Below are 26,114 nucleotides of genomic sequence, written 5' to 3'. Positions count from 1 at the left end.
AGCCCCCCACGTCGAAAATCCTTGCGAATTTTCAACGCGCCCCCCGACATATTTGAAAAGAGAAGAAGACAAAGAACCTCCCTCCCCTTCTTCTCTTTGAAAAATATGTCGGGGAGTCCGAAGGACGGGGCAGAGCCCCACGTGTTACCTCACCTTCAGGTCACGGCGTCTCAGCCACGCGCGGCTTTAGTCAGAACCTCTTCCAGCTTGGTCAAGAGCTTGCCATTGTCGAACCGCTCGCAGGCCACGTCACGCGCCCGCGCGCCCATGGCTGCGCGTTGCGTGGATGGCATGGCAAAGGCCTCCACGACCCGCGCCGTGTACCCGCCCGCATCCCGCTCATCGACAAGGAATCCCGTCACCTCTTCATCGATCGCCTCGGGAATGCCCGCGTGACGGGTCGACACGGTGACGCAGGCCGCTGCCATCGCTTCCTGGATGGCCGTGGGCAGGCCCTCGGTATTGCCGTCGTCGGCTGTCAGCGAATGCTGCAGGAAAATCTCGGAGGTCACGGCGATCTCGCGCACCTGTTCGTGCGGCAACGCTCCCGGAAGCGACACCGCGTCCGCGAGGCCCAAATCGGCGACGCGCGCACGCAAGGGCGCGAGGAGCGGCCCGTCTCCCACCATCGTCAGCGTGGCCTCCGGCGCGACCTTGCGCGCCTCGGCGAAGGCGTCGAGCGTCATCAGGGGCTGTTTCTTTTCCACCATCCGGCCCACCGCCAGCGCCGACAGGGGCCGCTTGGCTTCGGGCGCGAACCAGCGCACGTCCACGCCCGACGGGATCACGTGCGCGTTGTCGTGGCGCACGCCCGCCTTGTCGGCGAGGTTGTCAAGCAGGAATTGCGACACCGCCACGACCCCCGTCAGCCGCGGGAACATCTGCCTGTAGGCCCGCCGCACCGACGCCTCGCGCAGGCGCGACGACGCGTCCGAGCCACGGAAATAGGTGAACATAGGGATACCCGCCGCCTGCGCGATGGGCGCGAGCACCACGCCCTGCGTCCCGAATTCCGACAGGATCACGTCCGGCTTCTGCTCTTCCAGCCACGCCATCAGCTGCACCCGCGCGCGCCCGAACGGCACCCGCTCCGTGCCGTAGCGCCACAGGTTGAATGGCAGCATCACCGGCGCCTTCAGCACGTCTCCCAGCACGGGCCGCGCGCGGCGTTCAAAGAACCGCTCGTCCACCGGCCGCTTGTCATTCAAACGCCCCGCCACGACGCATGTATTGCCGCCGAACATCTTCTCGATATGGCGGTTCACGAATGTCTGGCCGGGAACATAGTAATCGGCGACGGCGATACAGGCTTTCATGCCCCGCGCATTACCGCTTGCGTCCGACGCCTGCCAGTCTAGAGTATTGAACAATCGTTCAATTCGGAGGGAGGCCGATGGACTTCGCCCTGACGGAAGAGCAATCCGCGATCTTCGACATGGCCCGCGACGTGGGCCAGGCCGAGATCGCGCCGCACGCCCGCGCGTGGGAGGCCGACGGCACCATCCCCCGCGACCTGTGGCCCAAGCTGGGCGAGTTGGGGCTGGCGGGCCTTTACGTCCCCGAGGAACACGGCGGCACGGGCCTCTCGCGGCTCGACGCCACGCTCGTGTTCGAGGCACTCAGCATGGCCTGCCCCTCGGTCGCGGCCTTCCTGTCGATCCACAACATGTGCGCCAAGATGGTGTCGTCCTTCGGCTCGGACGAGATGCGCGAACGGCTTTTGCCCGACGCCCTGACGATGGAGCGGGTCTTTTCCTACTGCCTGACCGAGCCCGGCAGCGGATCGGACGCCGCCGCGCTGAAGACGAAGGCCACCCGCACCAACGAAGGCTATACCGTCACAGGGACCAAGGCCTTCATCTCGGGCGGCGGTTATTCCGATGCATATATCGTCATGTCCCGCACGGGCGAGGACGGGCCGAAAGGCATCTCGGCCCTTGTCATCGAGGACGGGATGCAGGGGCTGTCCTTCGGCGGGCTCGAAGACAAGATGGGCTGGCGGTCGCAACCCACGCGGCAGGTCCAGATGGACAATGTCGCCGTGCCGTCCGCGAACCTTCTGGGCGAGGAAGGCAAGGGCTTCACCTATGCCATGATGGGCCTCGACGGCGGGCGGTTGAACATCGCGGCCTGCTCGCTGGGCGCAGCGCAGACGGCGCTGGACGCCACGCTTGCCTACATGCGCGAACGCAAGGCATTTGGTAAGGCGCTGACCGATTTCCAGGCGCTGCAATTCCGTCTTGCCGAACTGGAGATCGAATTGCAGGCCGCCCGCGTCTTCCTGCGGCAGGCCGCGTGGAAACTCGACACCGGCGCACCAGACGCCACCAAGCATTGCGCCATGGCCAAGAAATTCGTGACCGAGGCCGGAAGCCGTATCGTCGACGGCTGCCTGCAACTGCATGGCGGCTACGGCTACCTTGCCGATTACGGGATCGAGAAGCTCGCGCGCGACCTGCGCGTGCACCAGATCCTCGAAGGTACGAACGAGATCATGCGCCTGATCGTCGCCCGCGATATGCTGCGCGCATGAGCGATATCCATATCCGAATCGACGGCCGCGCCGGGCGGATCACCCTGAACCGGCCCAAGGCGCTGAACGCGCTGACCTACCAGATGTGCCTTGATATCGAGGCCGCGCTGGATGCGTGGCGCGACGACGATGCCGTGGCGCTCGTGCTCTTGGAAGCCGAGGGCGACAAGGCCTTCTGCGCGGGCGGCGACATCGCCGAGATGTACGCGACGGGCACCGCCGGAGACTACGAGTACGGCCGCCAGTTCTGGCGCGACGAATACCGCCTGAACGCCAAGATCTTCGAATATCCCAAACCCGTCGTCAGCTTCCTGCAGGGCTTCACCATGGGTGGGGGCGTGGGTGTCGGGTGCCACGGGACGCACCGGATCGTGGGCGAAAGTTCCAAGATCGCCATGCCGGAATGCGGGATCGGGCTGGTCCCGGACGTGGGCGGGTCGCTGATGCTGGCCCTCGCGCCCGGACGGCTGGGCGAATACCTCGGCACCACCGCGCACCGGATGGGACCGGCGGACGCGATCCTGGCAGGCTTTGCCGACCACTTCGTGCCCGAAGAGCAATGGGAGGCCGCGAAAGAGGCGCTCCTGACCGGCACGCTTGACGATCTCGAAGCGCGCGCCACGACGCCCCCACCCGGCACGCTGGCCGACCTGCAACCGCGGATCGACGCGCATTTTGCCGGCGAAACGCTGGCCGACATCCATCGCGCGCTCAGGGCCTCGGACGATACGTTCGCGCAAGAGGCGCTCGACAAGCTGGCACGCAACGCGCCGCTCGCGATGGCCTGCGCGGTGGAAATCGTGCACCGGGTGCGCGGCGCCACCTCGATCCGCGACGCGCTCGACCAGGAATACCGCTACACGCACCGCGCGATGCAGCAGGGCGATTTCCTCGAAGGGATCCGCGCCGCGATCATCGACCGGGACCGGCAACCGAAATGGGCGCATGCCGGGATAGAAGACGTGCGCGATATCGAGGTGGCGCAGATGCTGCTGCCCCTCGGCAAGGACGCGCTGACATGGGAGGACAGGACATGAAAATCGGCTTCATCGGGCTGGGCAACATGGGTGCGCCGATGGCGAAGAACCTCGCCGCGGCAGGTCACGACGTGACCGGGTTCGACACCGTGGTCTCCTCGGTCGAGGGCGTCGCGATGGCCGGATCGGCGGCAGAGGCGGCGACAGGCGCCGACGCCGTGATCACCATGCTGCCCAATGGCGCGATCCTGCGCGCGGTTGCAAGCGACGTGATCCCTGCAATGCAGGCGGGCGCAACGCTGATCGATTGCTCGACCGTCGACGTGGACAGCGCCCGCGCCGTGGCCGGCGATGCCGCCGCTGCCGGGCTGGGTTTTGTCGACGCGCCCGTGTCCGGCGGGATCGGCGGCGCCTCGGCCGGAACGCTCACCTTCATGGCGGGCGGTACGGCAGAGGCCTTTGCCGCCGCGCAACCGCTTTTCGACATCATGGGGCAGAAGGCCGTGCATTGCGGCGATGCAGGGGCCGGACAGGCGGCCAAGATCTGCAACAACATGATCCTCGGCGCGACCATGATCGTGACCTGCGAGGCCTTCGCGCTGGCCGATAAGCTAGGCCTGTCGCGGGAGAAGATGTTCGACGTGGTCTCGACCTCGTCCGGTTATTCCTGGTCGATGAACGCCTATTGCCCCGCCCCCGGCATTGGCCCGCAATCGCCCGCGGACAACGACTACCAGCCGGGCTTCGCCGCCGACCTGATGGTAAAGGACCTTGGCCTCGCGCAGGACGCCGCCGCGAGCGTTGATGCCGCGACACCCATCGGCGCGCAGGCGCTGGAACTTTATCGCCAGATGGCAGAGGCCGGCGATGGCGGGCGCGATTTCAGCTACATGCTGCCGCGCCTTGCGGCCATGTCCCGCGACGAGGTCGGCTGACGAGCAGCCGACCTACATGGGTGCGGTGCTGTAGGTCGGCTGCTCGCCAGCCGCCCCCCCTATTCCGCCGCGACGCTGCGCGGGGTGAGCATCGGTTTCAGGTATTGCCCGGTATGCGAGGCCGCGACCTCGGCCACCTGTTCGGGTGTGCCTTCGGCCACGATGGTGCCGCCCCCGTCCCCGCCTTCGGGGCCGATATCGATGATCCAGTCAGCTGTCTTCACCACGTCGAGGTTGTGTTCGATCACGATCACCGTGTTGCCGCCCTCGACCAGCTCGTGCAGCACCTCCAGAAGCTTGCGCACGTCCTCGAAATGCAGGCCGGTCGTCGGCTCGTCGAGGATATAGAGCGTCCGCCCCGTGGACCGTTTCGCCAGCTCCTTCGACAGCTTCACGCGCTGCGCCTCGCCGCCTGACAGGGTCGTCGCCTGCTGGCCGACCTTGATGTATCCAAGGCCCACCCGCATCAGCGCATCCATCTTCTCGCGGATCGACGGCACCGCCTTGAAGAACTCCTGCGCGTCTTCTACCGTCATATCAAGAACGTCGGCTATGCTCTTGCCCTTGAAGCGAATTTCCAAGGTTTCGCGGTTGTACCGCGCGCCCTTGCAGGTCTCGCATTGCACGTAGACGTCGGGCAGGAAGTGCATCTCGATCTTGATGACGCCGTCGCCCTGGCAGGCCTCGCACCGCCCGCCCTTGACGTTGAAACTGAAGCGTCCGGGCTTGTAACCCCGCGCTTTTGCTTCCGGCAGGCCCGCGAACCAGTCGCGGATCGGGGTGAAGGCGCCGGTATAGGTCGCCGGGTTCGACCGGGGCGTGCGCCCGATGGGGCGCTGGTCGATGTCGATCACCTTGTCGAGGTGTTCGAGCCCCTTGATCGTCTCGCAGGGCGCCGGCGTTTGCCGCGCCCCGTTCAGCCGCATCGAGGCGGTCTTGAACAAGGTCTCGATCGTCAGCGTCGACTTGCCGCCACCCGACACGCCCGTCACGCAGACGAACTTGCCCAGCGGAAACTCGGCCGTGACGTCCTTCAGGTTGTTGCCCGTCGCCTTCACGACCTTCAGCTTCTTCTTGTTGCCTTTCCGGCGCGTGGCCGGAACGCTGATCTCCCGCACGCCCGACAGGTATTGCCCGGTGATCGAGCCTTCATCGGCGGCAATCGCCTGCGGCACGCCGTGGCTGACGACCTGCCCGCCATGCACCCCCGCGCCCGGCCCGATGTCGAACACGTAGTCCGCCTCGCGGATCGCTTCCTCGTCATGTTCGACGACGATCACGGTATTGCCCTGGTCGCGCAGGTTCTTGAGCGTGCCCAGCAGCCGGTCATTGTCGCGCTGGTGCAGGCCGATGGACGGCTCGTCGAGCACGTACAGAACCCCCGTCAGACCCGACCCGATCTGGGAGGCCAGACGGATACGCTGGCTTTCCCCACCGCTTAAGGTACCGCTTGAACGTGACAGCGTAAGATATTCCAGTCCCACGTTATTCAGGAACCCAAGACGTTCACGAATTTCCTTAAGGATGGCACGGGCAATCTCGTTCTTCTGCTGCGTCAGGCTCTCCGGCACCGACTGGCACCAGTCATAGGCCTCGCGGATCGACATCTCGACCACCTGCCCCACATGCAGGCCCGCGATCTTGACCGCCAGCGCCTCGGGCCGCAGGCGATAGCCGCCGCAGACGCCGCAGGGGCGGTTGTTCTGGTAGCGCTCGAATTCCTCGCGGATCCACGACGAATCCGTCTCGCGATAGCGCCGCTCCATGTTCGGGATCACGCCCTCGAAGGTGCGCTTCACCTGGTAGACGCGCCCGCCCTCGTCATAGCGGAACTGGATTTCCTCGTCGCCCGAGCCATACAGGAACACCTGCTGCACGAAGGCCGGCAGGTCCTTCCACTTGGCGTTGCGGTCGAACTCGTAATGCTTGGCGATCGCCTCGATCGTCTGCAGGAAATAGGGCGACTTGCCCTTCCGCCACGGCGCCAGCGCCCCGTCCGAGATCTTCAGCGTCTGGTCCGGCACCACCAGCCGCTCGTCAAAGAACAACTCGTGCCCCAGCCCGTCGCAGGCCGGGCAGGCCCCGAAGGGCGCGTTGAACGAGAACAGGCGCGGCTCGATTTCCGGGATCGTGAAACCGCTCACCGGGCAGGCGAAGTTTTCCGAGAAGGTGATGCGTTCGGGGTCGCCCTCGCTCGGCGCGGTTTCCAGGATCGCGATACCATCGGCAAGGTCGAGCGCGGTGCGCAAGCTGTCGGCCAGCCGCGTCTCCATCCCCTCGCGCACCACCAGCCGGTCGACCACCACGTCGATGTCATGGCGGAACTTCTTGTCGAGCGTCGGCGGCTCGTCCAACTCATAGAACTCGCCATCGACCTTGACGCGCTGAAAGCCCTGCTTGCGCAACTCCATGAATTCCTTGCGGTATTCACCCTTCCGGTCGCGCACGATGGGCGCCAGCAGGTAGGCGCGCGTGCCCTCCTCCATGCCCATGATCCGGTCGACCATGTCCTGAACCTGCTGCGCCTCGATCGGCAGGCCGGTCGCGGGGCTATAGGGCGTGCCCGCGCGGGCATAGAGCAGCCGCATGTAATCGTAGATCTCGGTCACCGTGCCGACGGTCGAGCGCGGGTTCTTCGAGGTCGTCTTCTGCTCGATCGAGATCGCGGGCGACAGGCCCGAGATGTGATCGACATCCGGCTTTTCCATCATGTCGAGGAACTGGCGCGCATAGGCCGACAGCGACTCGACATACCGGCGCTGCCCCTCGGCATAGATCGTGTCGAAGGCGAGCGACGACTTGCCCGACCCCGAAAGGCCGGTGATCACCACAAGCTGATCGCGGGGAATATCGACGTCGATCCCCTTCAGATTGTGCTCGCGCGCGCCGCGGACCTCGATGAACTTCTGCTCGGCCATGATCGCCCTCAAATCTCGGTGCGTGGAAGATAGTGCCACACCGCCAAAGTACCAGCGGCACGCAAGAACATTAACAGAACATTTCCAATTTATGCACAGAAAATCGCCGTCCCGGTCTGGAAATCCCGTCTTGCCGTCGCGCGCCGGACGGATCACCCTGTCCGCGATTTCGGACACAAGGGGGTTATCATGCGTTGGATTGTGACCGCGGCGGCAAGCGTCGCGATGATGGCAGGCGCGGCATGGGCCGAGGAACGGCCGCGCAGCATCCTTGTTCTCGACGGGTCGGGATCGATGTGGGGGCAGATCGACGGCACCGCCAAGATCACCATCGCGCAGGACGTGGTGGGCCAGCTTCTGGGCACCCTGCCCGATGCCCAGGAACTGGGCCTCACCGTCTATGGCCACCGCCGCAAGGGCGATTGCACCGACATCGAAACGCTGGTGGCGCCCGGTCCGGGCACGCGCGCGGCGATTGCCGACGCGGTCAACGCCGTGACCCCGCGTGGCAAGACGCCCCTGTCGGATGCCGTGATCGCCGCCGCCGAGGCGCTGAAATACACCGAGGAAGCCGCAACCGTGATCCTCGTCTCGGATGGGCGCGAAACCTGCGAGGCCGATCCCTGCGCCGTGGGCCGCGCGCTGGAAGAGGCGGGCGTGGATTTCACCGCGCATGTCGTGGGCTTCGACGTGTCGGGGGACGAGGCCGCGCGGGCCGAGTTGCAATGCCTCGCCGACGAGACCGGCGGGCAATTCCTGCTGGCGTCGAACGCCGCCGAACTGGGCGCGGCGCTGGCCGAGGTCGCGGATGAACCGGTACCGGTGCAGGTCACCTTCCGGGCCATCGCGGGCGATGGCCCGGAAATCACCGACGCGCTGATGTGGGACGTGAGCGGAGGCGACGGCCCCATCGTCGAATTCGAACGCGGCGCGCGCATCACGCTCGACCTTGTGCCGGGCGACTATACCGCCGCCGTCCTCCGCCCCGCGGACGAGGCCACCACCGATGCCACCTTCACCGTCGGCAACGCGGCGATGACGGTCACGCTGGTCCTGCCCGCACCCCTGCCCGAGGCGACGCTCGACGCCGCCGACAGCGCGCCGCTTGGCAGCACGGTCGCGGTTACGTGGGACGGACCTGACGGCAAGAACGATTACGTCGCCGTGGCCGATCCCAACCGCAAGGGCCGCTACATCAACTATGCCTATACCCGGAACGGCAACCCCGCAGAGGTGATGATGCCGGCGACCACGGGCACGTTCGAACTGCGCTATTTCCGGGGCGACAACACGCTGCTCGCCACCCGCCCGATCGAGGTGACGCCGGTCACCGTGTCGATTGACGCGCCCGACAGCGCACCGCAGGGCGCCAACGTGCCGATTGCGTGGGAGGGTCCGGGTTACAAGAACGACTATATCGCGGTCGCGCCGAAAGAAGGCGGCCCGCGCTATATCAACTATCGCTACACCCGCGATGGCAGCCCGGCGGACCTCGCCATGCCGCCCCTGCCCGGTGATTACGTCGTGCAATACGTGCTGGCGCAGGGCAGCACGGTGCTGACCTCGGTGCCGATCACGGTCACGCCGGTCGAGGTGACGCTCGACGCGCCGGCGTCAGTCCTTGCGGGATCGGCGGTGCCGGTGACGTGGACGGGCCCGGATTATCGCAACGATTACATCGCTATCTCGAAAATCGACGGGCCACGGTACGAAACCTACACCTACACGCGCGAAGGCGGGTCGCTGACCGTCAAGGCGCCGCTGGACGCGGGCGAGTACGAGTTGCGCTACATCATGGCGCAGGACAACACCGTTCTGGCCGCGCAGCCGCTGACCGTCACCAATATCGGCGCGACGCTCACCGCCGCGTCGACCCTGCCCGCCGGGGCCAAGCTGCTCGTCGAATGGGAAGGGCCGGGATACAAGGGCGACTACATCTCCATCGCCGTGCCCGACACGCCTGACAACAAGTACCTCGGCTACACCTATACGCGCGAGGGCTCTCCGCTGACCGTGCGCATGCCGCCAAGGCCGGGGACCTACGAATTGCGCTACCTCGTGACCGGCAGCGGCGCGCAGGTGCTGGCGCGGCAGACGATCACGCTGACCCCGCCCGAGGCCACGATCACGGCGGCAGCCACCGCCCCGGTGCGCGGTCAACTGGCCGTCGACTGGACGGGCCCCGACTACCGTGGAGACGTCCTCCGCCTGGTCCGCGAGGGCGAGACGCGGGCCTATGTCACGATCAACACGGCCGAGGACGCGCCGGTGGTGATCGACACGCCCGAAGGTCCGGGCGCGTACGAGTTGCAATACGTGATCGACGGCAAGACGGTGATCGCCACCGCACCCGTCACACTGACGCTGGAGTGACCGAAGCGAGGCGCGCTCGGAAGAGAGCGACGAGCGCGCCCGTTAACCCGTTCTTTACACGTAACCCGTGGGTTACCCCCCGGTCAGGTCCAGCAGGCCGCCGCGGCGAGGTATCCGGGGCCGTAATACTCGGCCGCCTTCACGTGGTCGCGCCCGGCATCCTGCCACGCCTTGTAGGACCGATAGACGCGGCTTTCCTGCGTGGCATAGCCCCGCCGGTGATAGGCGGCGACCACCTCTTCAAGCGGTGGATGTTCGTCGCGCAGCCATGCGTTGCGTTCGGGATATGGCTCGATACAGGTGACCTTGTCCGGCACGACCAGCGCGCGGCTGACCTCGGTGGTGCCTCCACATCCTGCAAGTGTCGCGCCACAGGCGACCAGTATCCAGTGTTTCATGCCCTGCCCCACTGCCTTCTTTTTCGCGCAGCCTAGGCCGCGCGCCGGGCGTGAGGCAAAGAAAATCGTTTAGCGGTAAAGCAATGACTGGCCGTTGTGGAAAATGTGCACCTTGGACGGATCGGCGGTCAGCGCCACCTCGGTGCCGCGCACGTCGGTGTGGATGCCCGGCAGCTTGGCGATCACCTGCGCCGCGTCCGGGTCCGCATCCCCGAAATAAAGCAGCGTGACCTCGCCCAGTGCCTCGGTAAAGGCGACCCTCCCGGTATAGAGCATCTGGCCGCCCGCGGGCGCTTCGACCATGTCCTCGGGGCGCACGCCCACGTTGACCTTCAGGCCCATGTCGGCGGCCTCTGTCGGCACGTCCGACACCGCCACACCGCCCTTGTCGAGCTTGACCGTGGTCTGCGCGCCGGTCTGCACGACCTCGCCCGCAAGCAGGTTCATCGACGGCGAGCCGATGAACTGCGCCACGAATTCGCTGTTGGGGCGTTCGTACAATTCCAGCGGTGCCCCCACCTGCGCGATGCCCTTGTTCGCCAGCACCACGATGCGCGAGGCAAGCGTCATCGCCTCCACCTGGTCATGGGTGACGTAGATCATGGTCGAGTCGGGCATCTGCTCTTTCAGCTGCGCGATCTCGATCCGGGTGGCGACGCGCAGCGCGGCGTCGAGGTTCGAGAGCGGCTCGTCGAACAGGTACACCTTCGGGTCCCGCACGATCGACCGGCCGATGGCGACCCGCTGCCGCTGCCCACCCGACAGCGCCTTGGGCAGGCGGTCGAGATAGGGTTCGAGTTGCAGGATGCGCGCGGCCTTGTCGATGGCGGCGTCGATTTCCGCCTTCGACTTCTTGGCGATCTTCAGCGCGAAGGCCATGTTGTCGCGCACCGTCATGTGCGGGTAAAGAGCGTAGGACTGGAACACCATCGCGATGCCCCGTTCCGAGGGCGGCACGTCGTTCACGACCTGCCCGTCGATCTGCAACTCGCCGCCGGTGATCCTTTCCAGCCCCGCGATCATCCGCAACAGAGTGGACTTGCCGCAGCCCGAGGGGCCGACGAACACGATCAACTCGCCCTGCTCGATATCGAGGTTGATGTCGTTCAGGACGTTGACCGCCCCGGCATAGGTCTTTTCGACATCCGTCAGCTTCAGATTGGCCATCAGGCGTCCTCCTCCCCGTCATGCGACGCGTCCGTCGCGAAAACCGCCTGCCACGGCCCCAAAAGCGCATCCTGCCCGTCGCCCGGCGCCTCGAACGGGGCGCCGACGGCGATCTGCCACTGGCCCTCGGGCCATGTCACCGGCTGCGCGGCGTTGGTCAGGTTGAACGCGCAGAACAGCCGCTCGTCGCCGTTCTGCCGCACGAAACTCAGCATCTCGTCCGTCGCTTGCAGATGACTCATCGTGCCTTTCACAAGCGCCGGGTGATGGCGCCGGAACGCCAGCAGGCGGCGATAGAAATTCAGGTGCGAGGCCGCGTCATCCTCCTGCGCCGAAACCGCCCGTTCCAGATGTTCGACCGCGACGGGCAGCCATGGCTTGCCGTCGGTGAACCCGCCCGTCGCGTTGTCGCGCACCCAGACCATCGGCGTGCGGCACCCGTCGCGGCCCTTGAACTTGGGCCAGAACGCCTTGCCATAGGGGTCCTGCAGGTCCTCGAAGGCGACATAGGCCTCGGTCAGGCCCAGCTCCTCGCCTTGGTACAGGCAGACCGAGCCGCGCAGCGACACGAGGATCGCGGCGTAAAGGCGCTGTTCGGCCTCGGACATGTTCCAGCGCGAGGCGTGGCGCACCACGTCGTGGTTGGAAAAGGCCCAGCAGGCCCAGCCGTCGCCGACCGTCTTTTCGAACTTCGACAGCACCTCGCCGATGCGCTTGCCGGTGGGCTGGGCCGCCGACAGGAAGGCGAAGTCATAGCACATGTGCACCTTGTCCCCGCCCGAGGTGTATTCGGCCTGGATCTCCATCCCGCGCTGGTCGTCACCGACCTCTCCGACCGCGGCGGCGGCGGGGTATTCATCCAGCAGCGCGCGGAACCGTTTCAGGAACGCGATGTTTTCCGGGCGGTTCTTGTCATAGAGGTGGTTCTGCCAATTGTACGGGTTGACCGACGGCGCGATGGAATCGTTGCGCGCCTCCAGCGCCAGCGCCGGGTTCGACCGCAATTCCGGGTCGTGGAAGTAGAAATTGATCGTGTCGAGCCGGAAGCCGTCGACACCGCGATCCAGCCAGAACTTCACCACCGACAGCAATTCGTCCTGCACCTCTTCGTTGTGCAGGTTCAGGTCCGGCTGTTCGGACAGGAAGTTGTGCAGGTAGTACTGCATCCGCTCCCCGTCCCACTGCCAGGCCGGGCCGCCGAAGATCGACAGCCAGTTGTTCGGCGGCGAGCCGTCGGGCTGCGCGTCGGCCCAGACATACCAGTCGGATTTCGGGTTGTCGGCCGAGGTGCGGCTTTCGCGGAACCAAGGATGTTCGTCGGAAGTGTGCGACAGCACGAGGTCGATCATCACCTTCAGGCCCAGCTCGTGCGCCCGCGCCACCATCGCGTCGAAATCGCCCAGCGTGCCGAACATCGGGTCGATGTCGCGGTAATCGCTCACGTCATAGCCGAAATCCTTCATCGGCGAGCGGAAGAAGGGCGAGATCCAGATCGCGTCCGCGCCCAGCGACGCGACATGCGGGAGGCGGTGGATGATGCCGGCAAGGTCGCCGATGCCGTCCCCGTTCGAGTCCTGATAGGACCGCGGGTAGATCTGGTAGATCACCGCACCGCGCCACCAGTCCTTGTCGACGGGCTGGCCCGCCATCGGGTCGGAATGGGTTTGAGGGTCGAGAAAGCTCATGTGCCGTCCTATTTCACGGAGCCCGCGAGCATGCCGCGGACAAGGTATTTCTGCATGGCGAAGAACACGACCAATGGCATGATGATCGAGACGAAGGCCGCCGTTGCAAGGATCTCCCAGTTGCCGCCGCGCGTGCCGAGGAGTTCGACGATCTTGTTGGTCATCACCGTGGTCTCGCCGGTGCTGTCGATCAGGAACACCTTGGCCACCAGCAGGTCGTTCCACGTCCACAGGAACTGAAGAATCGCGAAGGATGCCAGCGCCGGGAAGCAGAGCGGCAGGATGATCTTGGTGAAGATCTGGAACTCGGTCGCGCCATCGACGCGCGCGTTTTCGATGATGTCGCGCGGCAGGCCGACCATGTAGTTGCGTAACAGGTATATCGCGAGCGGCATGCCGAACCCGGTATGGGCCAGCCAGACGCCGATATATCCCTTCCCGATCCCGATCTCGTTATGCAGCTTCAGAAGCGGGATCAGCGCCAGTTGCAGGGGCACCACCAGCGCGGCCACAACGGCGGCGATCAGGAGCGCGCGGCCCGGAAACTCCATCCATGCCAGCGCGTAGGCCGCGAAGGCCGCGACGAGGATGGGGATGACGGTGGCCGGGATCGTGACGGTCAGCGTGTTGATGAAGGCCTTGGACATGCCTTCGACATTGCTTTCGTCGAACAGCATGAAGCGGTAGTTTTCGAGCGTGAATTCGGGCGGCACGGCGGCGGTGACGAACAACCGCTTGCCGCGCTTGCCGCTCATCTCCTCGGTGCTTTCGATGCGGTAGTCGCCGTTCGTCTCGACGATCACCCGCTCGCCCGAGCGAAACTCGCCCGCCTCGCCCGCGGCATAGTCGGAAATCGACCGCGAGGATGTGCCATAGCGGCTGATCGTGCCGACGGGGCGGCCATCCTCGGTAAAGACGTTGCCCTCGATCACCCAAAGGTTGCCCTCCTGCACCTGCTTGTCAGGGTCCTGGGTGCGGACGACGAGGTTCTGCTCGGCCGTGAACATGGATTTCCACCAGCCAGACGACGCGATCTGGTCACCGGTGCGGAACGAGGACACCAGAAGACCAACCGTCGGGAACAGCCACAGGAAGACAAGCGCGAGGACGGACAGGTTGACCGCCCATGTCAGCGAGGATTTGGTGCCGGCGATATTGTCCATCACTTCATCTCCTTGCGGGCGTTGTAGACGTTCCAGACAAGGATCGGCGTCACCAGCAGCATGATGACCATGGCGGCGGCGGACCCGACGCCCCAGTCATTGGCGCGGAACAGCTTGTCGTACATGTAATTGGCCAGGACCTGCGTCTCCCACTGGCCGTTGGTCATGGCGAACACGATGTCGAAGACTTTCAGGACGACGATGGTGATCGTGGTCCAGACGACGACGATGGTGCCCATGATCTGCGGCACCTTGATCTTGAAGAAGATCTGGAACGGGCCCGCGCCATCCACGATGGCGGCCTCGACCGTTTCTTCGGGGATGCCGCGCAGGGCGGCGGACAGAATCACCATGGCAAACCCGGTCTGGATCCAGATCAGCACGATCATCAGGAAGAAGTTGTTCCAGAACGGGATCGTCAGGATCGTCTTCGGCTCACCGCCCGCGGCGACGATGATGGCGTTGATGATGCCGATCTGCTCGGTCTCGATGGGGCGCGCGTCGTAGACGAGTTTCCAGATGACGGCGGCGCCCACGAACGAGATCGCCATGGGCATGAAGATCAGCGACTTGGCAATCGACCCCCACGCGATGCGGTCGGTCAGTTGCGCGGCCAAGAGCCCGAACGCGGTCGAGGCGGCGGGCACCACCAGCAGCCACAGCATGTTGTTGCGCAGCGCCTCCCAGAATTTCGGCTCGTCGAGCATCTGGGAATAATTCGCCAGACCCACGAACTCGCTGCCGCCGGGCACGCGCTCCATCAGCGACAGGCGCAGCGTTTCGATCACCGGGTAGCCGAGGTAGAGCGTCAGCACGAACAGCGCGGGGAACAGGAAAAGCCACGGGCGGACCATGTTCGCGCGGTTGATGTTTCGGCCCGCATTCGGGCCTTTTGCGGGAAAGATGACCTTGTCGAGGATCAGGTTCGACGCCCAGAAGTACCCCACGCACCCCGCAACACCCAGAACGATCGTGAAAATGCCCAGCAGGACCGGTGACATCGGTCTCTCCTCCCCTGGCGGATTGGCGAAAGGTGGGGCGGCCCGCTCGTGCGTGGCGGGCCTGCCCCGGTCGTTTGGTCGTCAGTCAGACAACGCGATTACTTGATCGCGTCCCAGCTGGCCTGGATGTCGTCGGCCACGGCTTGCGCGTCCTTGCCGCCGACATAGTCGACCATGCCGGTCCAGAACGAGCCCGCGCCGACAGCGCCGGGCATCAGGTCCGACCCGTCGAAGCGGAAGGTGGTCGCGCCCAGCAGGATCTCGCCCTGGCCGCGCAGCGTGTCGTCCTTGTACGCTTCGAGGTTCACGCCCGAATGCGGCGTCAGGAAGCCGGTCTGGGCCATCATCACTTCATGCGCGATGGGTTGCTTGAAGAACTCCATCAGCGCCGAGGTGCCGTCCGACGGATCGGTGATCGCCATCAGCGTGCCACCGCCCAGAACCGGGTTGCCGAGGTCCTTGTCGGCATAGCTCGGGAAGTAGAAGAAGTCGGCATCCACGCCGATTTCCACACCCTCGGGCATGAAGGCCGGGATGAACGACGCCTGGCGGTGCATGTAGCAGCCCGGAGGCGAGTCGAACATGGCGTCGGGGCTGTCGCGGAAGTCGGTCGAAGCAACCGCGCCCGTGCCGCCGTTCACCTTGGCGTCGTCACGTGCGAACCAGCCGAATTCCTCGATCGCGGCCACGACCTTGGGATCGTTGAACGGCAACTCGTTGGTCGTCCATGCGTCGTAGACGTCGGGCGACTGCGTGCGCAGCATGATGTCCTCGACCCAGTCGGTCGCCGGCCAGCCGGTCGCGGCACCCGACCCCAGGCCGATGCACCACGGCGTCTCGCCATCGGCGACCATCTGTTCGGTCAGCGCGCGCAGCTCTTCCATCGTTTCCGGCACTTCGTAACCGGCATCTTCGAAGTTTTCGGGGTTGTACCAGACCAGCGACTTGACGTTCACGTTGAAGAAGAAGCCGTACATCTGCGGGTTGCCGTCGGCATCGTTGTAGGTGCCCAGATCGACCCAGGACTGGCCTGCCGAGTAGTTGTCGCGCACCCAGTCGGCCATGCCGTCGCCCAGCGGCGTCAGCTGGCCCTGGCTGGCCATCACGGCGGCAAGACCGGGCTGCGGGAAGACCGCGATGTTGGGGGCCGAGCCGGCCTCGGCATCGATGACGATCTGCTGCTCGAAGCTGTCGGAGCCGGTGTATTTCACGTCGGCGCCGGTCGCGGCCTCGAAATAGGCGAGCGTCGATTCGAAGATTTCCCATTCCGGCGTCAGCCACGGACCCGAGATCGTGATCTCGACGCCCGACAGGTCCGGCGCGCTTTCGGCCCATGCATTGTAGGCGTCCCAGCTGAACGGCCCTTCGCCCGGAGCGAATTTCAGGTTGGCGTGGCCATCCGCGGCTGCCGCCCCGGCCACGAGCGCCGCTGCCGCGGCTGTCATCATCAGGTGTTTCATGTGGTGATGTCCTCCCTAACCGACCCCGCCGGGCCGGGACACGATTGCAGCGCCCGAATCTTTCAAAGCGCTTTCAAACCAAGCGCAACCTACGCGATGGCGTGGGCCTGTCAATCTGGATTCAGCGCGACGCGTGATGCTGCAACGCAGCACAACCGCAATCACCTCACATCCTTTTGCACCCACCTTTTCTCCCTCATTTCAGGCGTTCCCGCAAATCGCCACGCCGTGCGGCGCGCACTTTCATTTTGACGGATCGGTCCGGAGCCTTTATCCCGATCCCTGCCCGAAGCGCTTTGGAATACCATGAACCTCAAGCAACTGTCAGATCACCTTGGCCTGTCCCAGACGACCGTGAGCCGGGCGTTGAACGGCTACCCGGAAGTCAGCGAAAGCACCCGCGAACGGGTGCAGCTGGAGGCCGACCGCGTGGGCTATCGCCCGAACGCGCGGGCGCGCGGGCTGGCCACGGGCCGGGCGCAGGCGATCGGGCATGTCCTGCCGGTGAGCGCCCAGCATGAAATGGTGAACCCCGTCTTCGGCGACTTCATCGCCGGTGCCGGGGAGACCTACCTCAAATCGAATTACGACCTGCAATTATCGCTGGTCCCCGATGGCGAGGAGGAAGCGGCCTATCGCAGGCTTGCCACCACCGGCACGGTGGACGGCATCATCGTGCACGGACCGCGCATGGACGACCCGCGCATCGGCCTTCTGCACGAACTGGGCCTGCCCTTCGTCGTGCATGGCCGCGCCTCGAACGAGGCGCTGCCCTATTCGTGGCTCGACGTGGACAATTACCGCGCCTTCCATCGCGCCACGCAGTTCCTGGCCGAGCTGGGCCACCGCAAGATCGCGTTGATCAACGGGCTGGAATTCATGGATTTCGCCCATCGGCGGCGGCAGGGCTACCTGTCGGCGCTGGAGGCGGCGGGCATCACCCCGCGCGACGACCTGATGTCATCGGCCGAGATGACCGAGGTCAACGGCCACCACGCGATGCGCGACATGCTGAACCGGCCCGATCCGCCGACGGCCGTGCTGACCTCGTCCCTGATCCTTGCCATCGGCGCGCGCCGCGCGCTGGACGAGGCCGGGCTGCAACTGGCCCGCGACGTGTCGATCATCACCCATGACGACGACCTGAGTTACCTGCGCAACGGCCAGGACGAGGCGATCTTTACCGCCACCCGGTCGTCGGTCCGCGACGCGGGCCGCATCGTGGCCGAGATGGTGCTGGAGCGGATCGACGTGCCCGATGCCCCGCCCCGGACGGTGATGATGGAAGCCGAACTGATCATCGGTCGCTCGACCGGCCCCTGCCCCACCCCCTGACGTGATGGACCTGCCCATGCTGCGCCACGCCCGCGCCGATTTTCCCGATGGTTTCCTGTTCGGGACCGCCACCTCCGCCTACCAGATCGAGGGCCACGCATATGGCGGTGCGGGCCCCACGCATTGGGACAGCTTTGCCGCCACGCCCGGCAACGTCGTGCGGGCCGAGGACGGCGCATATGCCTGCGACCATTACCACCGTTATGAAGAGGACCTCGACCTTGTCGCAGGGGCCGGGTTCGACGGCTACCGCTTCTCGACCTCGTGGGCGCGGGTCATGCCGGACGGGGTGAACGTGAACCCCGAAGGGCTGGACTTCTATGACAGGCTGGTGGACGCGATGTGCGCGCGCGGGCTGAAGCCCATGGCGACGCTCTATCACTGGGAATTGCCGCAGGCGCTGGCCGATGTGGGCGGGTGGCGCAACGGCGACATCGCCGACCGTTTCGCCGATTTCACCACTGCGGTGATGCGGCGGATCGGCGACCGCGTGCATTCGGTCGCGCCCATCAACGAGCCGTGGTGCGTTGGATACCTGAGCCATTTCATGGGCCTGCACGCCCCCGGCCTGCGCGACATCCGCGCCACCGCCCGCGCCATGCATCACGTGCTGGTGGCGCATGGCCGCGCGATACAGGCGATGCGGGCGCTGGGGATGACGGGGCTGGGCTGCGTGTTCAACCTCGAATGGTCCGAACCCGCCGATGACAGCCCCGCCGCGCGCGAGGCCGCCGCGCGGTACGACGCGATCTACAACCGGTTCTTCCTTGGCGGCGTGTTCAAGGGCGCCTACCCCGACGCGGTGATGGAGGCCTTCGCGCCGCACATGCCCGACAAGTGGCAAGACGATTTCCCGACCATTCAAGAGCCTTTGGATTGGTGCGGGCTCAATTACTACACCCGCAAGCTGATCGGCCCCGCCCCCGGCCCGTGGCCCTCCCTCGCGGAAGTCGAAGGCCCGCTGCCCAAGACGCAGATGGGATGGGAGATCTACCCGGACGGCCTGCGCGATTTCCTTGTCCGAACGGCGCGCGACTATACCGGCGACCTCCCGCTTTTCGTCACCGAGAACGGCTGCGCCAGCGCCATTCCCTTCGACGATGCTGACCGGATCGCGTATCTTGATGCGCATCTCGGCGCGGTGCGCGAGGCCATCGCGGCGGGTGCGCCGGTCGCGGGGTACGTCGTGTGGTCCTTGCTCGACAATTACGAATGGGCGCTGGGATACGAAAAGCGGTTCGGGCTGGTGCACGTGGATTTCGACACGCTGACGCGCACGCCCAAGGCGTCCTACCGCGCGGTCGCCGCCGCACTGGACGCGCAGCAAGGAGGCGCAGATGCCTGATCCCCTGCTTCTTGTCGCCGACGTGGGCGGCACCAATACCCGCGTCGGGCTGGCGCGTGGCACGGTCGTCGATACCGCGAGCGTGAAACGGTACCGCAATGCCGATCACGCGGGCCTCGAAGACGTGCTGGCACGCTACCTCGCCGAGGTAGAGGCGACACCCGATGCTGCCGCCGCAGATGCCGCCGGCCCGCTGATCGACGGCAAGGTGCGGCTGACGAACCTCGACTGGACGGTTTCTCCCGACGGGCTGCGCGCGGCGACGGGATGCGCGACGGTGTCGGTCCTGAACGATTTGCAGGCGCAGGGCCATGCCCTGCCTTTCATCGACGAGGCGAACCTGCCCCCCGTCATCACCGGCAGCCACGTGCCCGCCGACAGCGACACCCGGCTGGTCATCAACGTGGGCACCGGGCTGAACGCGGCTTTGGTCCTGCAGCACCGCGGCGACACCATCGTGCCGCCGTCGGAAACCGGGCATATCGGCCTTCTGACCCCCACGCCCGACCTGCGCGATCTTGGCAACTGGTTGCGCGACCGGCACGGGTTCGCCTCTGCCGAAGAGGCGCTTTCGGGGCGTGGCGTCGGGCATGTCTATGCCTGGGCCTGCGACGTGGCGGGGGTGCCGAATTATCCGCCGAAATCCTCGCAGGAGGTCATGTCGCTTCTGGCAGATGGCGATGCGCAGGCGGTCATGGCGGGCCGCGCCTTTGCCACCGCGCTGGGCGCGCTGGCCTCGTCGCTGGCGCTGATCCACCTGCCGTTCGGAGGCATCTACCTGTCGGGCGGCATTTCGCGCGCCTTCGCGCGCCACCTGTCCGACCTCGGCTTCGAAAGCACGTTCCACGCCAAGGGGCGGTTTTCGGATTACATGCGGCAATTCTCGGTGCGGGTCCTCGAAGACGATTACGCCCCGCTGACCGGCTGCACCGCGCACCTGATGAAGCTGCTGTAAGGGTCAGGCGGGCGGCCCTTTCCGGGGGGCCGCCCCTGCCGTTACCATGACGGTCTCAGCCGCGAGACCACCAGCCCCGGCGACGGGGCTTTTTCGTGTCCGCCTCTGCCGGTGCGGCCTCTGCCACCTCGGCGACGACGGTTGTGTCCTCGGCCACGGCAGGTTCCGGTTCCGGCTCCGCTTCCGGCGCGGGCTCCGGCTCTGCCGGGGCTTCCGGTTCCGGGGCCACGGCTTCCTCGGGCTCCGGTTGCGGCTCGGGTTCGGCCGCCGGGGTCTCCTCGACCTCGTCCTTGGCGGGTTTCTTGCGGCTGCGGGTCGCCCGCTTGCGCTTGGGCTTCTCGGTCGCCTCCTCGGCAGGCGCTTCGGCCTCCTCGGCAGGTGCCTCGGCCTCGGCCTCCGCTTCTGTGGGCGCTTCGTCGGCAGGGGTGTCCTCGGCGGGTGCCTCGGCCTCTTTGGCCTTCGGCTTGCGTCGGCTGCGGCTGCGCTTCTTGGGCTTCGGGGCTTCCTCGGCCTCTGCCTCGGGCGCGTCGGGCGCGTCGGCTGTCGCCTCGGCTGCTGCCTCCTCGGCAGGGGCCTCGGCCCCGTCCTCGCCACCTTCCGTGGCGGGCGCGTCGCCTTCGGCCTGCGCCTCGCCGTCACCGCCGCCCTTGCCGCGCCGACGACGCCGGCGGCGCCGCTTCTTGGGCTTGGGCGCCTCGTCTTCGGCCTCGTCCTCGGACACCGCCTCGGCCACGTCCTCGTCCTCGGTCTCGTCGAACATCGATGCGTCGACCGATACGACCGGCGCGGTCGCTTCGGGGACCGAGCGCGTGGCGGTCTTGAACTTCTCGATGGTGAAATCGGGCGAAACGAGCGCCGGGTCGCCTTCGACCCGCACCGACATCCCGTAATTGCCCTCGATCTGCGCGATATGCTCGCGCTTCTGGTTCATCAGGAAGTTGGCGATGCCCACGGGCGCCTTGACCAGAACCTCGCGGTTGCGGCGGCGGGTGCCTTCTTCCTCGATCTGGCGCAGGATCGACAACGCCATGTTGTCGTCCGACCGGATCAGGCCGGTGCCGTGACAGGCCGGGCAGGCCTGCGTCGTCGCCTCGATCATGCCGGGGCGCAGGCGCTGGCGGCTCATCTCCAGCAGGCCGAACCCGCTGATCCGCCCGACCTGGATGCGCGCGCGGTCGGTTTTCAGCCGGTCCTTCAGGCGCTTTTCGACGGCGTTGTTGTTCTTGCGCTCGTCCATGTCGATGAAATCGATCACGATCAGGCCGGCAAGGTCGCGCAGGCGCAGCTGTCGCGCCACTTCCTCGGCCGCCTCGAGGTTGGTCTTGAGCGCGGTTTCCTCGATCGAGCCTTCCTTGGTGGCCCGGCCGGAGTTCACGTCGATCGCCACTAGCGCCTCGGTCACGCCGATCACGATGTAGCCGCCGGATTTCAGCTGCACCGTCGGGTTGAACATCGACGCGAGGTAGCTTTCGACCTGGAAGCGCGCGAACAGCGGCATCGGGTCGGTATACTGTTTCACGTTCTTGGCGTGGGACGGCATGATCATCTTCATGAAGTCCTTGGCGATGCGGTAGCCCGCCTCGCCCTCGACCAGCACCTCGTCGATGTCGCGGCTGTAGAGGTCGCGGATCGAGCGTTTGATCAGGTCGCCCTCTTCATAGATCTTCGCGGGCGCGATGGATTTCAGCGTCAGCTCGCGGATCTGTTCCCACAGGCGCTGCAGGTATTCGTAATCGCGCTTGATCTCGGTCTTGGTGCGCTTAGCACCCGCCGTACGCACGATCAGGCCCGCGCCGTCCGGCACTTCGATCGACGTGGCGATTTCCTTCAGCTTCTTGCGGTCGGCGGCGTTGGTGATCTTGCGGCTGATCCCGCCCCCGCGCGCGGTGTTGGGCATCAGGACGCAGTAACGGCCCGCGAGCGACAGGTAGGTGGTCAGCGCCGCGCCTTTGTTGCCGCGCTCTTCCTTGACGACCTGCACCAGAAGGATCTGGCGGACCTTGATGACTTCCTGGATCTTGTAGCGGCGCGGGCGGGGTTTGCGCGGCGGGCGGATGTCGTCCTGGTCGTCGTCATCCGCGACGGCCTCGATGCTTTCGTCCTTCTCGGCGGCGTCGGGGCGGTCGGCTTCGGCGTCGTCCTCGTCTTCGTCGGCGGCTTCTGCTTCGTCCGCAGCCGCCTCCTCTGCGATCTCGTCGGCCACGGCATCGGCGGCGGGCACCGTCTCCTCGATATCGGCAAGCTCCGCGCTTGCGGTGCGCATCTCGGCCTGTGCCTCGGCATCGGCGGCCTCTTCGGCGAGGACCGGGGCATCGCCCACCGCGTCCTCGACCGCAACCTCGGTATCGACGAGGTCGGATGCCAGCGTGTCGGCATCATCGCCCAGGTCGATCGTTTCCATGCCCGATATCGTCTCGGACACCTCGTCCTCGACCTCGGCGGTCTCGACCGCGTCGGTGGTCGACACCTTCGACGCCTTCGACCGGCGGCGCGAGCGGCGCGGTTTCTTCTCTTCCTCGTCCTCGCGGGCGCGCATCGCCTCGGCATAGGCGCGCTCTTCGGCCATCAGCGCCTCGCGGTCGGCGACGGGGATCTGGTAGTAATCGGGGTGGATTTCCGAGAACGCGAGGAAGCCGTGGCGGTTGCCGCCGTAATCGACGAAGGCCGCCTGAAGCGACGGTTCGACGCGGGTTACCTTCGCGAGGTAGATGTTGCCAGCAAGCTGGCGCTTGTTTTCGGATTCGAAGTCGAATTCCTCGACCTTGTTTCCGTCCACGACCACCACACGCGTCTCTTCGGCGTGGGTGGCATCGATAAGCATTTTCTTGGCCATGGTGTCCGTCTGCACCGCACACGCGAAAGCACGCCGGGCGGCGCGTCGGACGATGTGAGGTGGCTTGTCGTGGCGTATGACGCGGCGTGCCCCGCCCCTTGGGGCGCGGCTGTCACAGTGGATGCGGTCGCGCGCGTCATCGCGTTTCTTCTCCGACACAGCGCGCGGAAATCCGCCGGTGTGCCCGTTCAGGTGCCCTCGGCGCTTGCCGCCGGGCGTTCGTGTTGGCCCGGTTGGGCCAAAAATCATGCCGGCGGCGGGTCCACGTGGTGGTCCTGCCCGGCCGGCAGTGAATCTCGTGAAAGGGTGGCGCGATATCGCGTCACACCTTGGGTCACATTAAGGGGACGAGCATTGGAAACACAAGGGCCTAAAGACAAACCGCGCCCACCGCAGCGGTGGACGCGGCGCCAAACCGGTGGCTCCGCTCAGCCCACGTGGTAGAGCGATTTGAACAGCGTCGGGTCAAGGCTGTCGGCGGCAAAGGTCGGTCCCTCGGTCAGGACCGAAACCGCGTCGTGGCTGTGCAGGCTTTCCTGGTGGCTTGCCACCACGCGGAAATCGCCGATACGCGAATCGCCCTGAAGCGACAGCGCGAAAAGCCGCGCCGCGTCCTCGACGAAGATCGGGTTGGCCGCGTTCAGTTCTGCAAACGCCTGTTCGTCCTCGCGCTTGACCATCACCTGCGTCTCGGTCGGAATGGCGTTGCGGCACAGGTCGATCAGGTCCTCGAACCACAGGCACTCCTCGCCCGTCACCTCGACCGAGATGCGCGCGACCGACCGCTGCGAATGCGGCGTGGCCAGCTGGTTGCGGGTGGCCCGCGCATGTTCGCTCAGCTCCAGCGAGCACGGGCAGGTCGAGGAATAGACATAGTCGAGATGCACCACCTTGCGGCGCACGCCCTCCACCTCGATCAGTTCAAGCGCGATGTCGTAGTACTGGTAGCCCGACAGGCCCGAGCGCAGGCTTTCGACCTTCATCGGGAAGGAGCAGCGCATCTGGATGCGCGCGTCAAAGCTTTCGAGGTCGGTCTTGTAATCGTCCAGCGCCGCTTCGATCACGCCGAACGAGAACGTCTTTTCGGCATGGCCATAAAAGGTGCGCATGATGCGCGACATGTTGATGCCTTTCTTCTCGGCCTCGAGGCTGACGGTGCCGGTCACGCTGGTTTCAAGCTGAACGTCGCCGTTGTCGCGCGTCTGGTAACGGATCGGCAGGCGGAAATTCGAGATGCCCACGTGCTGGATCATCCGTTTCGCGCCGCGGATCAGCGACGAGGGGCCGTTTTGCAGGTCAGGCAGGCTGGATTTGTACGCGGTGTCCACCGCGAACGTGTCGGGATAGACGCGTTCGAACGGCGCCGCGACCTGCGCCAGCGCCTTCATGTCGGGCGTCAGCGAGTCCAGGTCCGTTTCCGTCGCGGTTTGCGCCCATCGACGCAGAATAGACAATGCCTCTTCGGCTTCCTTGCGGTCCGGCGACTTACTGATTCCAGGGGTATGGATGTTCATTGTCCCCTCCTCGTCCTAACTGCGATCCTCAACATAGGGATGCTGGCACCAGTTATCCATCTCAGAGGTTAATACGATATGAACGCGCGGTCGGATCATGACAATTTAAGACAAGGTGAGTCAGATTCGGTCGAGCGCCTGTAGGATATCCCCCGCCAGATCGGCCGGATCCTCGATCCCGACCGACAATCTCACAAGACCCGGCGTGATGCCGAGCGCGGCGCGCTGGTCTTCGGTCAGGCGTTGGTGGGTGGTGGTGGTGGGATGCGTAGCAATTGACTTTGCATCTCCCAAGTTATTGGAAATCAATACGATTTCCAGCGCGTTGAGGAAGCGGAAGGCGGCCTCCTGCCCGCCCGCGATGTCGAGCGCCAGAACGGTGCCGCCCGCGCCCATCTGCCGTTCGACAAGCGCGTGCTGGGGATGGCTGGGATGGCCGGGATAGATCATGCGGTCGAGCCGGGAATGACCTGCCAATGCCTCTGCAAGATGGGTCGCGGTCGCGGTTTGCGCTCGGACGCGAAGATCAAGTGTTTCCAATCCCTTAAGCATGACCCAGGCGGTGAACGGGCTCATCGCGCCGCCGGTATGTTTCATGTAGGGTTCGACCACCTTGCGGACATGGTCGCGCCGCCCGAGGATCACGCCGCCCAGCATCCGCCCCTGCCCGTCCACATGCTTGGTCGTGGAATAGACCACGATGTCGGCACCTTGTTCGATAGCGCGGGAATAGACCGGGGTTGAAAAGACGTTGTCGACGATCACCGTGGCGCCCTGCGCGCGGGCCAGCCGGGCCACGCCCGCGATGTCGACCACGTCGAGGGTCGGGTTCGCAAGCGACTCGAAGAACACCGCCTTAGTATCTGGCCTGATTGCCTTTTCCCATTGCGACAGATCCGTGCCGTCGACAAAGGTGACCTCCACCCCGTAGCGGGTCAGGATCTCTTCGAGCACGTAAAGACAGGAGCCGAACAGCGCCCGCGCCGATACGACGTGATCGCCCGCGCGCAACAGGGACAACAGCGCGCCGGAGACCGCCGCCATGCCGCTGGCGGTGGCAAAGGCGTCTTCGGCCCCCTCGCACAGCGCCATGCGCTCTTCGAACATGCGCACCGTGGGGTTGCCGTAGCGGGCATAGATGTATTCGTCCTCGCCCGCCTCGACGAAGCGGGCGGCGGCGGCTTCGGCGCTGTCATAGACGAAGCCCTGGGTGAGAAAGAGCGCCTCGCTCACCTCGCCATACTGGCTGCGACGGGTGCCGCCATGGACCATGTCAGTGCGTTTCGAACGTGTCATTTTGACCTCCAAGGGCTTGAAGCCCAAAGAAAAACCCCCGATCCGGGTCAGCGGAAAGGGGGGCTTTCACGTCCTGACCTCTTTAGCGGCATGTTTAACGTGGCCCGCAATCCGGTAACAAATCGCCACGGGTTTCTGATTACTCTTTCGCACTTGCAGCGTCAACCGCGAAGCGGGTTGCCGCGCCGCCCGTTCCCGCCCAGAGTGGCGGCGATGACGGGAGCCT

18 protein-coding genes and 1 riboswitch are annotated in these 26,114 nt (G+C 65.6%); of the genes, 7 read left to right on the top strand and 11 right to left on the bottom strand.

The annotated features are described in order from the left end of the window. Positions 1–170: 170 nt before the first annotated feature. Positions 171–1,316 carry a glycosyltransferase gene (locus ATO11_RS03165; protein ID WP_050529337.1) on the bottom strand — a complete coding sequence of 382 codons (1,146 nt, stop codon included), beginning with the start codon at positions 1,314–1,316 and terminating at the stop codon, positions 171–173. Between the two features lie 77 nt (positions 1,317–1,393). On the opposite strand from ATO11_RS03165, the gene ATO11_RS03160 reads away from it, so the two are divergent. The 3 genes from ATO11_RS03160 to mmsB are packed head-to-tail and all read left to right on the top strand — an operon-like array spanning position 1,394 to position 4,445. Beyond that, on the top strand, positions 1,394–2,533 hold the full coding sequence (locus tag ATO11_RS03160; protein ID WP_050529336.1) for an acyl-CoA dehydrogenase family protein: 1,140 nt from the start codon (positions 1,394–1,396) through the stop codon (positions 2,531–2,533). After that, on the top strand, positions 2,530–3,570 hold the full coding sequence (locus ATO11_RS03155; protein WP_050529335.1) for an enoyl-CoA hydratase/isomerase family protein: 1,041 nt from the start codon (positions 2,530–2,532) through the stop codon (positions 3,568–3,570). Before ATO11_RS03160 ends, ATO11_RS03155 begins: the two co-directional genes overlap by 4 nt. Beyond that, positions 3,567–4,445 (top strand): 3-hydroxyisobutyrate dehydrogenase, encoded by an 879-nt coding sequence (gene mmsB, locus ATO11_RS03150; protein WP_050529334.1) that lies wholly within the window; start codon positions 3,567–3,569, stop codon positions 4,443–4,445. Before ATO11_RS03155 ends, mmsB begins: the two co-directional genes overlap by 4 nt. Before the next feature lie 59 nt (positions 4,446–4,504). On the opposite strand, the gene uvrA is transcribed toward mmsB, so the two are convergent. After that, on the bottom strand, positions 4,505–7,363 hold the full coding sequence (gene uvrA / locus ATO11_RS03145) for an excinuclease ABC subunit UvrA (protein WP_050529333.1): 2,859 nt from the start codon (positions 7,361–7,363) through the stop codon (positions 4,505–4,507). Positions 7,364–7,552: 189 nt separating this feature from the next. On the opposite strand from uvrA, the gene ATO11_RS03140 reads away from it, so the two are divergent. Beyond that, positions 7,553–9,736 carry a vWA domain-containing protein gene (locus tag ATO11_RS03140; protein ID WP_050529332.1) on the top strand — a complete coding sequence of 728 codons (2,184 nt, stop codon included), beginning with the start codon at positions 7,553–7,555 and terminating at the stop codon, positions 9,734–9,736. A gap of 83 nt (positions 9,737–9,819) precedes the next feature. On the opposite strand, the gene ATO11_RS03135 is transcribed toward ATO11_RS03140, so the two are convergent. The 6 genes from ATO11_RS03135 to ATO11_RS03110 all read right to left on the bottom strand — a co-directional run bounded on the left by ATO11_RS03135 (position 9,820) and on the right by ATO11_RS03110 (position 16,610). Next, the gene (locus ATO11_RS03135) at positions 9,820–10,134 is read right to left on the bottom strand and encodes a hypothetical protein (RefSeq protein ID WP_050529331.1); all 315 of its coding nucleotides are present in this window, start codon (positions 10,132–10,134) and stop codon (positions 9,820–9,822) included. Between the two features lie 69 nt (positions 10,135–10,203). Then, positions 10,204–11,301, bottom strand: coding sequence for an ABC transporter ATP-binding protein (locus ATO11_RS03130; RefSeq protein ID WP_050529330.1), 1,098 nt, complete (start codon positions 11,299–11,301; stop codon positions 10,204–10,206). Then, complete coding sequence (gene bglA, locus ATO11_RS03125; protein ID WP_242601337.1) at positions 11,301–12,986, bottom strand: beta-galactosidase BglA; 1,686 nt, start codon at positions 12,984–12,986, stop codon at positions 11,301–11,303. Before bglA ends, ATO11_RS03130 begins: the two co-directional genes overlap by 1 nt. An 8-nt stretch (positions 12,987–12,994) precedes the next feature. Next, positions 12,995–14,149 (bottom strand): carbohydrate ABC transporter permease, encoded by a 1,155-nt coding sequence (locus tag ATO11_RS03120; RefSeq protein WP_050529443.1) that lies wholly within the window; start codon positions 14,147–14,149, stop codon positions 12,995–12,997. Next, positions 14,149–15,150, bottom strand: a complete 1,002-nt coding sequence (locus ATO11_RS03115; RefSeq protein WP_050529328.1) for a carbohydrate ABC transporter permease — start codon at positions 15,148–15,150, stop codon at positions 14,149–14,151. The genes ATO11_RS03120 and ATO11_RS03115 overlap by 1 nt, the downstream gene beginning before the upstream one ends. Before the next feature lie 98 nt (positions 15,151–15,248). Then, on the bottom strand, positions 15,249–16,610 hold the full coding sequence (locus tag ATO11_RS03110; protein ID WP_050529327.1) for an ABC transporter substrate-binding protein: 1,362 nt from the start codon (positions 16,608–16,610) through the stop codon (positions 15,249–15,251). A gap of 306 nt (positions 16,611–16,916) precedes the next feature. Between ATO11_RS03110 and ATO11_RS03105 the strand changes: the two genes are divergently transcribed. Genes ATO11_RS03105 through ATO11_RS03095 form a run of 3 tightly spaced genes read left to right on the top strand, consistent with a single transcriptional unit; the run spans position 16,917 to position 20,245 of the window. Then, on the top strand, positions 16,917–17,945 hold the full coding sequence (locus tag ATO11_RS03105) for a substrate-binding domain-containing protein (protein ID WP_050529326.1): 1,029 nt from the start codon (positions 16,917–16,919) through the stop codon (positions 17,943–17,945). A 16-nt stretch (positions 17,946–17,961) separates the two neighbouring features. Beyond that, complete coding sequence (locus ATO11_RS03100; RefSeq protein ID WP_050529442.1) at positions 17,962–19,290, top strand: GH1 family beta-glucosidase; 1,329 nt, start codon at positions 17,962–17,964, stop codon at positions 19,288–19,290. Further along, a complete protein-coding gene (locus ATO11_RS03095; protein ID WP_050529325.1) occupies positions 19,283–20,245 on the top strand; it encodes a glucokinase in 963 nt (320 codons plus the stop codon). The genes ATO11_RS03100 and ATO11_RS03095 overlap by 8 nt, the downstream gene beginning before the upstream one ends. Positions 20,246–20,300: 55 nt before the next feature. Here the strand turns inward: ATO11_RS03095 and ATO11_RS03090 are convergent, their stop codons facing one another. The 3 genes from ATO11_RS03090 to metZ all read right to left on the bottom strand — a co-directional run bounded on the left by ATO11_RS03090 (position 20,301) and on the right by metZ (position 25,888). Then, positions 20,301–23,078, bottom strand: a complete 2,778-nt coding sequence (locus tag ATO11_RS03090) for an Rne/Rng family ribonuclease (RefSeq protein WP_050529441.1) — start codon at positions 23,076–23,078, stop codon at positions 20,301–20,303. 428 nt (positions 23,079–23,506) lie between these two features. Further along, positions 23,507–24,592: a GTP cyclohydrolase FolE2 gene (folE2, locus tag ATO11_RS03085; protein ID WP_050529324.1), complete on the bottom strand. Its 1,086-nt coding sequence runs from the start codon at positions 24,590–24,592 to the stop codon at positions 23,507–23,509. Positions 24,593–24,712: 120 nt separating this feature from the next. Next, positions 24,713–25,888 (bottom strand): O-succinylhomoserine sulfhydrylase, encoded by a 1,176-nt coding sequence (metZ, locus tag ATO11_RS03080; RefSeq protein ID WP_050529440.1) that lies wholly within the window; start codon positions 25,886–25,888, stop codon positions 24,713–24,715. 61 nt (positions 25,889–25,949) lie between these two features. Beyond that, a riboswitch (SAM riboswitch) is annotated at positions 25,950–26,027 on the bottom strand. Positions 26,028–26,114: the final 87 nt, after the last annotated feature.

The organism is Pseudaestuariivita atlantica (genome assembly GCF_001205715.1).
Taxonomy (GTDB): domain Bacteria; phylum Pseudomonadota; class Alphaproteobacteria; order Rhodobacterales; family Rhodobacteraceae; genus Pseudaestuariivita; species Pseudaestuariivita atlantica.
The sequence above is the reverse complement of the archived record's forward strand: the minus strand, read 5'-3'. Positions and strand labels throughout refer to the sequence as shown.

Excerpts from the sequence above, each read along its gene's own strand:
- ATO11_RS03165 (WP_050529337.1), bottom strand. The coding sequence starts at position 1,316 with ATGAAAGCCTGTATCGCCGTCGCCGATTACTATGTTCCCGGCCAGACA.
- ATO11_RS03135 (WP_050529331.1), bottom strand. The coding sequence starts at position 10,134 with ATGAAACACTGGATACTGGTCGCCTGTGGCGCGACACTTGCAGGATGT.
- ATO11_RS03140 (WP_050529332.1), top strand. The coding sequence starts at position 7,553 with ATGCGTTGGATTGTGACCGCGGCGGCAAGCGTCGCGATGATGGCAGGC.
- ATO11_RS03100 (WP_050529442.1), top strand. The coding sequence starts at position 17,962 with ATGCTGCGCCACGCCCGCGCCGATTTTCCCGATGGTTTCCTGTTCGGG.
- ATO11_RS03160 (WP_050529336.1), top strand. The coding sequence starts at position 1,394 with ATGGACTTCGCCCTGACGGAAGAGCAATCCGCGATCTTCGACATGGCC.
- ATO11_RS03130 (WP_050529330.1), bottom strand. The coding sequence starts at position 11,301 with ATGGCCAATCTGAAGCTGACGGATGTCGAAAAGACCTATGCCGGGGCG.
- ATO11_RS03090 (WP_050529441.1), bottom strand. The coding sequence starts at position 23,078 with ATGGCCAAGAAAATGCTTATCGATGCCACCCACGCCGAAGAGACGCGT.
- ATO11_RS03155 (WP_050529335.1), top strand. The coding sequence starts at position 2,530 with ATGAGCGATATCCATATCCGAATCGACGGCCGCGCCGGGCGGATCACC.
- mmsB (WP_050529334.1), top strand. The coding sequence starts at position 3,567 with ATGAAAATCGGCTTCATCGGGCTGGGCAACATGGGTGCGCCGATGGCG.
- ATO11_RS03105 (WP_050529326.1), top strand. The coding sequence starts at position 16,917 with ATGAACCTCAAGCAACTGTCAGATCACCTTGGCCTGTCCCAGACGACC.
- folE2 (WP_050529324.1), bottom strand. The coding sequence starts at position 24,592 with ATGAACATCCATACCCCTGGAATCAGTAAGTCGCCGGACCGCAAGGAA.
- bglA (WP_242601337.1), bottom strand. The coding sequence starts at position 12,986 with ATGAGCTTTCTCGACCCTCAAACCCATTCCGACCCGATGGCGGGCCAG.
- ATO11_RS03095 (WP_050529325.1), top strand. The coding sequence starts at position 19,283 with ATGCCTGATCCCCTGCTTCTTGTCGCCGACGTGGGCGGCACCAATACC.
- uvrA (WP_050529333.1), bottom strand. The coding sequence starts at position 7,363 with ATGGCCGAGCAGAAGTTCATCGAGGTCCGCGGCGCGCGCGAGCACAAT.
- metZ (WP_050529440.1), bottom strand. The coding sequence starts at position 25,888 with ATGACACGTTCGAAACGCACTGACATGGTCCATGGCGGCACCCGTCGC.
- ATO11_RS03120 (WP_050529443.1), bottom strand. The coding sequence starts at position 14,149 with ATGGACAATATCGCCGGCACCAAATCCTCGCTGACATGGGCGGTCAAC.
- ATO11_RS03110 (WP_050529327.1), bottom strand. The coding sequence starts at position 16,610 with ATGAAACACCTGATGATGACAGCCGCGGCAGCGGCGCTCGTGGCCGGG.
- ATO11_RS03115 (WP_050529328.1), bottom strand. The coding sequence starts at position 15,150 with ATGTCACCGGTCCTGCTGGGCATTTTCACGATCGTTCTGGGTGTTGCG.